Genomic DNA, 10,432 nt, shown 5'->3' with positions numbered 1-10,432 from the left:
CTCACCTCAATGGAACAGCACAAAGGCTTTCTGCAGCGTCACCCAGATACCGAACGCCATCGGGATGCCGACCGCCAACCAAGCGAACGCGACCACTGCGGGGTTGCCGCCATGCCCGATCCGCGCCATCTGTTCCGGCGGCAGCACCGCATGCCCGCTGCGGTCGACCTTCTCGTGCGCCAGCTGCTTTTCGCGTGCCAGTTCGTCGGGCGTCATGAAGTGACGCGCAGCCACCGGGCGCACCAACAAATTGCAGATCAGGCCGAGCACGAGCATGCCGGCGAGGATGTACATGGTGGTGTTGTAGACCTGTGACGGTGGACTGCCGTGCGCCAGCTGGTACTCGCGCATGTAACCCACCACCACCGGGCCGAGGATGCCGGCGGTGGCCCAGGCGGTCAGCAGACGGCCGTGGATGGCGCCGACCATCTGGGTACCGAACAGGTCGGCCAGATAGGCCGGAATGGTGGCGAAGCCGCCGCCGTACATCGACAGGATGATGCAGAAGATGCCCACGAACAGCGCGATGCCGCCCACGCCACCGGCCGACGGCGCCGCTGCGTACAGGCAGATGCCCAGCAGGAAGAACAGCGTGTAGGTGTTCTTGCGGCCGAGCTTGTCGGACATGCTGGCCCAGAAGAAGCGGCCACCGATGTTGAACAGGCTGAGCAGACCGGTGAAGCCTGCCGCGATCGCCGCGATGCTGGCCAGCTGAGCCGTATCCAGGCTGCCGAAGCCGATGTCCACGCCGATCAACCTGCCGCCGAACACTTCCTGCAGCATCGGCGAGGACATGCCGATCACGCCGATACCCGCCGAGACGTTCAGGCACAACACGCCCCACAGCAGCCAGAACTGCGGAATGCCCCAGACCTTGCTGACGTGCACGTGGTTGGCGGTGATCATGGCGTTGGTGCTGGCCACCGGCGCGGTCCAGCCGGCCGGGGTCCAACCGCTCGGCGGCACGCGATACCCGAAGGCGCCGGCCATCATGAAGACGAAGTACAGCGCGGCCATGACCAGGAAGGTTTCCATCACGCCCACCGAGGTGGGTGTGGCGAAGTGGCGCATCAGCGCGTCGGCCAGCGGGCTGCCGATCATCGCGCCGCCGCCAAAGCCCATGATCGCCATGCCGGTCGCCATGCCGCGACGGTCCGGGAACCATTTGATCAGGGTCGACACCGGCGAGATGTAGCCCAACCCCAGACCGATACCACCGATCACGCCCGAACCCAGCCACAACATCCAGATCTGATGGAAATGGATACCGGCCGCCGAGATCACCAGGCCGCCACACCAGCACAGCGCCGAGACCACACCGGCCTTGCGCGGGCCGGCACGTTCCAGCCAACCGCCCCAGATCGCCGCCGAGCAGCCCAGCAGCACGAAGAACAGGGTGTACATCCACTGCAGCTCGCTGATCTTCCAGTCGCAGGTGGTCGCCACCATGCGCGCGAACAGACCCATGTCGGCCGGGCAGGCAATCGCTTCGGTGATCCCCAGCGCCTTGGACAGCGGCAGCCAGAACACGCTGAAGCCGTAGGCCATGCCAATGCACAGATGGATCGCCAGCGCAGCCGGCGGGACCAGCCAACGATTGAACCCCGGACGCGCAATGATGCGCTCCTTGGATAGCAGACCGGCGTCTGCGCCACTGGCTGTCGCCACGGTGGACCCTTGCGTCATTCCCATTCCCCAAAAATAAAGTGCGATGAACTGCGATAAAGACGATTGACGGCTGCGATCGTTTAGCGTGTTGCGATATAAGCAGCGGCGACGACCAGGCCCAACCAGCGGTTGTCTGGCGCATCATCGGCAATCCTTGCAGCTTTGCAATGCTTGGCGACGCCTCGCAGCGTTCCAACGCATTGCCACACACACGCCACGCAAGCGTTCCTTGAGATTAGCGGCCGGCGCTGCGACTAATTGACTAGTTCTTATGCATTAGATCGATGGGCATCCGCCAGGCCTGCGCGGGCATATCGCCCATTCCTGCCCGCGGCGGGGTGACGCCCGAGGCGATGGCTGGGTACAGTCGGCCGACCCCCGTGACGGAGCCGGCCATGCACGACCCACTTCCGCGCGACGACGCGCCTGCGCTGCAGACATCGGCGCAGCTGGATGCGTTCTGGATGCCGTTCACCGCCAACCGGCAGTTCAAGGCACGCCCTCGCCTGCTCGCCTCGGCCGCCGGCATGTACTACCGCGATGTCGACGGCCGGCAGATCCTGGATGGCACCGCAGGCTTGTGGTGCTGCAATGCAGGACACGCGCGCGAACGCATCGTGGCGGCGATCCGCGCGCAGGCCGGCACGCTGGATTTCGCCCCGACCTTTCAGATGGGCTCACCGCTGCCGTTCGTGCTGGCGCAGCGCCTGGCCGCCATCGCGCCGCCCGGCCTGGGCCATGTGTTCTTCACCAACTCCGGCTCGGAAGCGGTGGATAGTGCGATGAAGATCGTGCTGGCCTACCACCGCCTGCGCGGCGAGGGCCATCGCACCCGCTTTATCGGCCGCGAGAAGGCGTATCACGGGGTCGGCTTCGGCGGCATGTCGATCGGCGGGCTGCCCAACAACCGCAAGTGGTTCGGCCCGCTGCTGGCCGGCACCGATCATCTGCGCCACACCCTGGATCTGCAGCGCAACGCCTATTCACGCGGGCTGCCGACGCACGGCGCGGAGCTGGCCGACGACCTGGAGCGGCTGATCACCCTGCACGACGCCTCCACCATCGCCGCGGTGTTCGTCGAACCGGTGTCCGGCTCGGCCGGGGTGATCCTGCCGCCGGAAGGCTATCTGCAACGGCTGCGCGCCATCTGCGACCACCACGGCATCCTCCTGGTGTTCGACGAGGTGATCACCGGCTTCGGCCGCGTCGGCGAGGCGTTCGCCGCGCAGCGCTTCGGCGTCACGCCCGACATCATCACCGCCGCCAAGGGGCTGACCAGCGGCACCGTGCCGATGGGGGCGGTGCTGGTGGCCGATGCGATCCATGACGCGTTCATGCACGGGCCGCACAACTCCATCGAACTATTTCATGGCTATACCTACTCCGGTCACCCGCTGGCCTGTGCGGCCGCGATTGCGACCCTGGACACCTATGCCGAGGACGGGCTGTTTTCGCGTGCGATCACGCTCGGCCCGCAGTGGGAAGACGCGCTGCACAGCCTTCGCGGCCTGCCGCACGTGATCGACATCCGCAACGTCGGCCTGATCGGCGCCATCGAACTGGCGCCGCGCGATGGCGCCCCCGGTGCACGCGGCTACGAGGTGTTCGAGCGCTGCTTCCACGACGGCGGACTGCTGGTGCGGGTCACCGGCGATGTCATCGCGCTGTCGCCACCGTTGATCGTCACCCCCGAGCAGATCGGACAGATGGTCGAGACGCTGGCCGGCATCCTGCGCCTGGTGGACTGAGCGCGGCCGGCGGCATGGGTGCGTTGCAGGCAGAGGCACGCGGGCCCTGGCCGCGCGCTGCATGGGCCTTGCCGTGTCGGCTCACGCCGTACGCGCCGCTCGCCTGAAGATAGCCGGTGACGGCGCGCGTGGCCGTTCCACGACAGCGCTCGCGTGTCACGGGCGCGGGTACCACGTCAAGCGCGCAAAGCCGGAGCAGGCTCTCTACAATGCCGGCCCCGCACTCCCCCCGCAGTTGCCCCATGAACATCGTTGTCAAAGAAGAACTCAAGGCCTACATCGACCCACTGACACCCGACGAGCACGAGGCGCTGGAGCGCAGCCTGCTGGCCGAAGGCTGTCGCGATGCCTTGGTGCTGTGGGGCGATGTGCTGGTGGACGGCCATAACCGCTACGGCATCTGCCAGAAGCACGGACTGCCGTTCCAGACCGTGCAAAACCCACGCTTCCAGTCGATGCAGGACGTGCATCTATGGATGATCGAGCAGCACCTTGGCCGGCGCAGCGTGTCCGACTTCCAGCGTGGCGTGCTGGCGCTGCGCAAGCGCGAGATCCTGGCCGCCCGCCAGCGCAGCCAGCGCGAGGCCGATGCCGCCGCCGAGGCGCCGGTGGTTGATGACGCACAGGCCGATACCGGCCTCGACGACAGCGCAGCCCGCGCGACCGACGACACCGACAGCCCGCCGTGGGAGGAAACCTCCACCCCGGTAAGCCGCGCCGAGCTGGCACGCGAAGCACGCCTGAGCAGCAACCAGGTGGTGATGATCGAGCGCATCCACAAACAGGCCGCGCCGGAAGTGGTGCAGGCAGTGAAGGCCGGCGAGATCTCGATCAGCGCCGCAGCCGCCGTGGCCACGCTGTCGGAAGACGAACAACGCGCCGCCGCGCAGGCTGGCAAGGCCGAACTCAAACAGGCCGCCAAGCGCGTGCGCGACGCCAAACGCAAACCCAAGCCCGACGAGGCCGAAGGTGGCGAAGCCGAGCGCCGCGACGTCAAGGCCTTGCAGCGCCGCGTCACCGAACTGGAAAACGAAAACGCCGCACTGCAGTCCAAGGTGACCGCATTGCAAGCGCAGCTGGAGCGCCTGCGCGGCTGAGTCCGCGCATCCACTCGCCAACAGCCCTCACGTAGGAGCGCACCTGGGCGCGATAGGCGTTCCCAGGAAAGCCTGTCGCGCCCAGGTGCGCTCCTACGACAGTGATCGACGCTTTTGCACAGCTTGAAGGTTGCCCAGTTGTCAAGCGCAGCTGCAGCACCTGCGCGGCTGAGTCCGCGCACCCACTAGCCAACAGCCATCACGTAGGAGCGCACCTGGGCGCGATGAAGCGTTCCCGATAACGCACTGGTCCACACAGCCGCTCCTGCACCGAAAGCGCGGCCACCGGCAGCCGCCCGCGACGTCGCCCACCTGCCGTGGACATGCCCTGGTCAAACGACTGGGTACACTTCGCGGATGGAACCCAGTCCCAGCGCTCCCCGCCCCATCGATCCCCGTCGTGCCCAGCTGCAGCGCATGAAGCTGTTGGCGGTGGCCTTGCTGCTGGCGATGTTTGCCGGCTTTATCGTCAGTCACCTGATGGGCGAGCAAGGCATCTGGGCGTGGGTGTCGGCCTTCTGCGAGGCGGCGACCGTGGGCGCACTGGCCGACTGGTTTGCGGTGGTGGCGCTGTTTCGCCGTCCGATGGGCCTGCCGATCCCGCACACCGCCATCCTGCCGCGCGGCAAGGAGCGGCTGGCCGATGGGCTGGCGGTATTCGTGCGCGATCAGTTCCTTGCGCCCGCTGCGTTGATGGAAAAGCTGCGCGTGTTCGACCCCGCCAGCCGCCTCGGCGAATGGCTGGCCAAACCCGAGCAGTCGCGCATGCTCGCGCAGATGGCACGCGGCTGGATGTTGCAGGCGCTGGAGCTGCTGGACGAAGCCGCCGTGCGCAGCGCCATCCAGCGCTTCGTGGTGGACCGCCTGCGCAAGTGGAATGCTGCCGCGACCGTCGGCGATGTGATGGCGCTGCTCACCACCGACGGGCGCCATCAGAAATTGCTCGACGAAGTGTTGCTGCGGCTGGGCGAATGGCTGGACCAGGAACAGGTCAAGACGCGCGCGTCTGCATTGATCGTGCGGTATGCGCGCCGCGAATGGCCCAAGCTGGTCGGCACAGTGAACTGGATCAAGCCGATCGAAGAGATCGGCGACAGTCTGGCCGACCGCATGGCGCGTGCGGCCATCGAAGAACTCCAGGACATTCTCAAAACGCCCGAGCATCCAATCAGGCTCGACTATGAAGCGTGGCTGCAAGGCTACATCGCGCGCCTGCGTGACGAACCGGAAATGGCTGCGCGTGTAGAAGAACTCAAGCAACGTGCCATCCAACATCCCGCGCTGCAGGAATACGTGCAAGGCCTGTGGGGCGAGATCCGCGATGCGCTGCGCAACGATCTGGCGCGTGAAGAGTCGTCGATGGCTGCGCACATGGAGCGCTCCATGCAATCGCTCGGCCAGGCGTTGTCGCAAGATCCGTCACTGCGCGACGCACTCAACCAGCATATGCTGCAGGCAGCCGACAAACTCACCACGCGCCTGCGCGCATCGGTCACCGAGCACATTGCATCGACAGTGAAAAGTTGGGACGAACGTCACCTCGTCGAACAATTGGAATTGGGTGTCGGACGCGATCTGCAATACATTCGCTTCAACGGGACGTTGGTCGGTGGATTGATCGGCCTTGCGCTTCATGCATTATCGATTTGGCTATCGTTCTGATGCACTGAGATGACGTTGATCGCCCAACAGGCTAGCGTGCAGCAACTGGGGAGACTGCACGCAGCCGGATAATCGTCAGGCGGTACCGCGAGGTCGACGTTGCCGTCGGCCAGGACACTGGGCACGCAACAGGCAAGGCGAAGGAACGAAAATGCCGAATGGCCGCTGGGATCTGCGCAGGAAATACGGGCGCCGCGTCTTTATCAGCGCACTGCTGATCCTTACCGCAGGTTTGATTGCCGCCATCGTCACGGGGGTCTGGCTGCAGCGGCATAACGAGCTCGAGCGCGAGCAACGCTTTCAGTATGTCGTGCGCACCCTCGCCCGCAATATCAGCGAACGTATGTACACCTTCGAGCATGGCTTGCGCGGCGCGCGCGGTGCGGTGATCGGTGCCGGCAGCGAGGTCATCAGTCGAGATCGCTTCACCCTGTACAGCCGCTCGCGCGATTACGCGCGCGAGTTTCCAGGCGTGCTGGGCTACGGTTATATCCATCGGGTCGCGCCTGCCGACGAGGACGCGTTCTTGCAGACCGCGCGCGCCGACGGAGCACCGGATATCCACCGCCGCTTGCTGGCGCCGTGGGATGGCGAACGTTACATCGTGCTGTACTTCGAACCCGAGTCATCGGGCAATCGCCCCATCGGTCTGGATATCGCATCCGAACCGCGCCGCCGCGCCGCCGCATTGCAGGCCGCACGCAGCGGCGAGCCGATCATGACCTCGCCGGTCTCGCTGTCGGGCTATCGCGTGCCCAACGAGAGCGGCTTTCTGGTCTTGCTGCCGGTGTATCGCGAAGGTATGCCGCTGCAAACGCCACAGCAACGCATGGCTGCCACCAACGGCTGGGTGTATGCGCCTTTCAGCGTCGAGCAGATGGTGAAAAGCGCATTGGGCGAACGCGACGATGTGGCGCTGGATCTGTCCGATCGCAACGAGCCCACCCATAACTTCTATCGCAGCGGCACTCCGGCCGGCGACAGCGCGCGCTGGCGGCCGGTGGTGCAGCTGTTGCCCATCTACGGGCGCACCTGGATCGTCACCGCCCACCCCACGGCCAGCTTTGTGACCTCGCTCAATCAGACCTCGCCATGGTTGGTGGGCGGTCTGGTCATGGCGGCATCCGTACTGTTTGCGGCGTTGCTGGGGCTGTACTTCAGCAACGGGCTGCGCCGCGAAGAGGTGTTGCGCAAGCAGATGGAACTGGCCGCACTGGTCAGCCATTCCAGCGAGGCCATCGTGGCCGAAACCCCGGATGGCCGCATCACCCACTGGAACCCGGCCGCAGAAGCGATGTTCGGCTACACCGCCGAGGACGCGATCGATCAGGACCTGACGTTGCTGCTATCGCCGCAACCGTATGCGATGCCGCAGATCGAGCACGCCGATGAAGCGTACCCGACCAATGCCTCGGCCGCCCAGAGCATGCGCCACCGCGATGGTCATCACGTGCATGTGCTGGCGAGCAAGGCACCCATCATCGAACCGGATGGCACGCTCAGCGGGCACTCGCATTTTTTCCGCGATATCTCCGAGCGGGTACGGTCGCATCAACGCATCGTCGACCTCAATGCCTCGCTCGAACATCAGGTGGCCGAGCGCACCAGCGAGCTGGTGAAGTTCTCGGTCTTGCAGCGCGCGATTCTGGCGCATGCCGGTTACGCCATCATCGCTACAGATTCCAGCGGTTTTGTCACGCTGTTCAATCGCGCCGCAGAAAAGCTGCTCGGCTATAACGCAGAGGATGTGATCGGCCGGCGCAAGGCCAGCCAGTTCGTCGAACCGGAAGAACTGCAGGACCGTGCGCATCTGCTCTCCGAGCAGACCGGGGTGCCGGTGGCGCACACGCTGGAAGCGGTGGCCGCGCTCACCAGCCTCGGCCGCAGCGATACCAGCGAGTGGACCTATGTCGGTTACGACGGCCGCCGCCTGCCGGTGCTGCTGACCCTGAGCACATTGCGCGACGACAATGACCAGGTGATCGGTTACCTCGGCGTTGCGGTGGATCTCACCGAGCAAAAACTGCACGAAAAACAGCTGCGTCTGGCAATGGATGCCGCCAAGAGCGCCAATCAGTCCAAGTCCGATTTCCTGGCCAACATGAGCCACGAAATCCGCACCCCGATGAACGCCATCCTGGGTATGTTGTATCTGCTTCAGCGCAGCGAGCTTCCCGGCGCGGCGCAGGACATGGTCACCAAAATCGATCGCTCCGCACGCACCTTGCTGGAAATCATCAACGACATCCTGGACTTCTCCAAGATCGAGGCCGGGCGCATCGATCTGGAACGCGCGCCGTTCGATCTCAACCAGTTGTTCGACAACATCGCCGACCTGATGCGCTCCTCGCTCAGCGCCAAACCGGTGGAGATGATTGTCGAGCCGTTGCCGCGCGACAGCCGCTGGCTATTGGGCGATGCGCTGCGCATCAACCAGGTGCTGGTCAATCTGGTCGGCAACGCGATCAAGTTCACCGAGCAGGGCGAAGTGGTGCTGTCGGTGCGGCGCTTCCCCAGCGGCGATCCCAACAAGGTCAAGCTGCTGTTCTCCGTGCGCGACACCGGCATCGGCATTTCCAAGGAAAAGCAGAGCCTGATCTTCTCGCCGTTTCTGCAGGCCGACACCTCGACCAGTCGGCGCTATGGCGGCAGCGGTCTGGGCCTGACCATCAGCCGACGGCTGATCGAACTGATGGGCGGCGAGCTGGAAGTGGAAAGCGTGCCCGGCCGCGGCAGCGAGTTCTATTTCGTGGTGACCCTGGAGAAGGCCGCGCCACCCAAGGCGCAGCAGGAGCTGCCGGCGCTACCGCCGGAAGCGATGCCGCGGGTGCTGATCGCCGACGACCACGATGCCGCGCTCAGCAATCTGGTGCGGATCACCACCGACCTGGGCTGGCGCGTGGATGCAGTGGCCAGCGGCCAGGCCGCGCTGCAGGCGATCGAACAGGCCAGCGAGCCCTACGACATCTTCCTGCTCGACTGGCGCATGCCCGACATCGATGGCGTGGCGATCGCGCGCGAAATCCGCGCACGTGCCGCCCCTGGTCCGCATCCGGTGATCGTCATGGTCACCGCCTACGAGCGACGTCTGCTGGAACAGCATCCCGAGCAACAGGATCTGGACGCGGTAATGACCAAGCCGGTGACCAGCGCGGCATTGCATCGTCTGGTGGAACAGCTGGTCGACCAGCGCCCCGGTGCGCGTCCGGTCACGCCCACCTTCGTGGCACGGCGGCTGGAAGGCACGCACCTGTTGCTGGTCGACGACAGCGAGATCAACTGCGAGGTGGCGCAGCGCATTCTTGAGGGCGAAGGCGCCATGGTCACCGTCGCCCACGATGGCGAGCAGGCGGTCAACACCCTCAAGCGCGCGCCGGATCTGTTCCATCTGGTGTTGATGGATGTGCAGATGCCGGTGGTGGATGGCTACGAAGCCACCCGCCGGCTGCGGCAGATCCCTGCCCTGGCCAGCCTGCCGGTGATCGCGCTGACCGCTGGCGCATTCCGCCCGCAACAGGAAAAAGCGCTGGAAGCGGGCATGAACGGTTTTATCGCCAAGCCCTTCAATGTCGAGGAACTGGTCACCGCCATTCGTCACTTCATGCATCCCGGGATGAAGCGCATTCCATCGCTGCCGCACGAAACCGAACTGGCGGCCGGCCCCGAGTGGCAGCACGACGATCCCGAGCTACTGGACGCCGCGCGCGCGCGCAGCCTGTGGCGCGACCGCGAGCCGTACGCGCGTTACCTGAGCAAGCTGCTGCGCGACAATCCGGACCCGGCCGAAGTCGCGGCCGAACACCTGCGCCGCAACGAACTGCCTGCCATCGGCGCAATGGCGCACAAGTTGCGTGGTGCGGCGGGCTCGCTGGCGCTGCCGGCACTGGCCGGTGCTGCAAGCGATCTGGAAACGCGTATCGAAGATGGTCAAGACATCACCGCCTCGTTGATCGCGCTCAAGGATGTGATGCAGCGTACCGCCGAGGCGATTGGCGTCTTTTTGCAAGACGACGAAACTACTGCGGCAGCCAACGACGACGCTGTCGCACTGGACGCCGGCAGCCTGCAGATCCTGGAGGTGGCTCTTTCCACCGACGACGCCGACAAGATCGACCACGCGCTGCTGATCTGCGCACCGCACCTGCCGCCTGCGTTGCAGGAAGAACTGCAACGCGCCGTGGAGGACTTCGATTTCCGCCGCGCGCAGGCCACCCTGCACGACTGGCAAGCCACCCACCCACGCTGACGGCGTTCTCC

5 protein-coding genes are annotated in these 10,432 nt (G+C 65.3%); 4 read left to right on the top strand and 1 reads right to left on the bottom strand.

Annotated elements, in window-relative coordinates; all coding sequences use genetic code 11:
* Nucleotides 1–6: 6 nt before the first annotated feature.
* Complete coding sequence (locus tag RQH86_RS16600; protein WP_055851795.1) at nucleotides 7–1,686, bottom strand: OFA family MFS transporter; 1,680 nt, start codon at nucleotides 1,684–1,686, stop codon at nucleotides 7–9.
* Nucleotides 1,687–2,063: 377 nt separating this feature from the next.
* Here RQH86_RS16600 and RQH86_RS16595 point away from each other — a divergent pair, with 377 nt between their 5' ends.
* The 4 genes from RQH86_RS16595 to RQH86_RS16580 all read left to right on the top strand — a co-directional run bounded on the left by RQH86_RS16595 (nucleotide 2,064) and on the right by RQH86_RS16580 (nucleotide 10,421).
* Complete coding sequence (locus RQH86_RS16595; RefSeq protein WP_311238646.1) at nucleotides 2,064–3,416, top strand: aspartate aminotransferase family protein; 1,353 nt, start codon at nucleotides 2,064–2,066, stop codon at nucleotides 3,414–3,416.
* Nucleotides 3,417–3,658: 242 nt separating this feature from the next.
* The gene (locus tag RQH86_RS16590; RefSeq protein WP_311238647.1) at nucleotides 3,659–4,513 is read left to right on the top strand and encodes a plasmid replication/partition related protein; all 855 of its coding nucleotides are present in this window, start codon (nucleotides 3,659–3,661) and stop codon (nucleotides 4,511–4,513) included.
* Nucleotides 4,514–4,870: 357 nt separating this feature from the next.
* Nucleotides 4,871–6,175, top strand: a complete 1,305-nt coding sequence (locus RQH86_RS16585; protein ID WP_311240279.1) for a DUF445 family protein — start codon at nucleotides 4,871–4,873, stop codon at nucleotides 6,173–6,175.
* A gap of 151 nt (nucleotides 6,176–6,326) precedes the next feature.
* Complete coding sequence (locus tag RQH86_RS16580) at nucleotides 6,327–10,421, top strand: CHASE domain-containing protein (RefSeq protein ID WP_311240278.1); 4,095 nt, start codon at nucleotides 6,327–6,329, stop codon at nucleotides 10,419–10,421.
* Nucleotides 10,422–10,432 lie beyond the last annotated feature (11 nt).

This window comes from Xanthomonas sp. WCS2018Noco2-27 (assembly GCF_031843525.1).
Taxonomy (GTDB): Bacteria; Pseudomonadota; Gammaproteobacteria; order Xanthomonadales; family Xanthomonadaceae; genus Xanthomonas.
The sequence above is the reverse complement of the archived record's forward strand: the minus strand, read 5'-3'. Positions and strand labels throughout refer to the sequence as shown.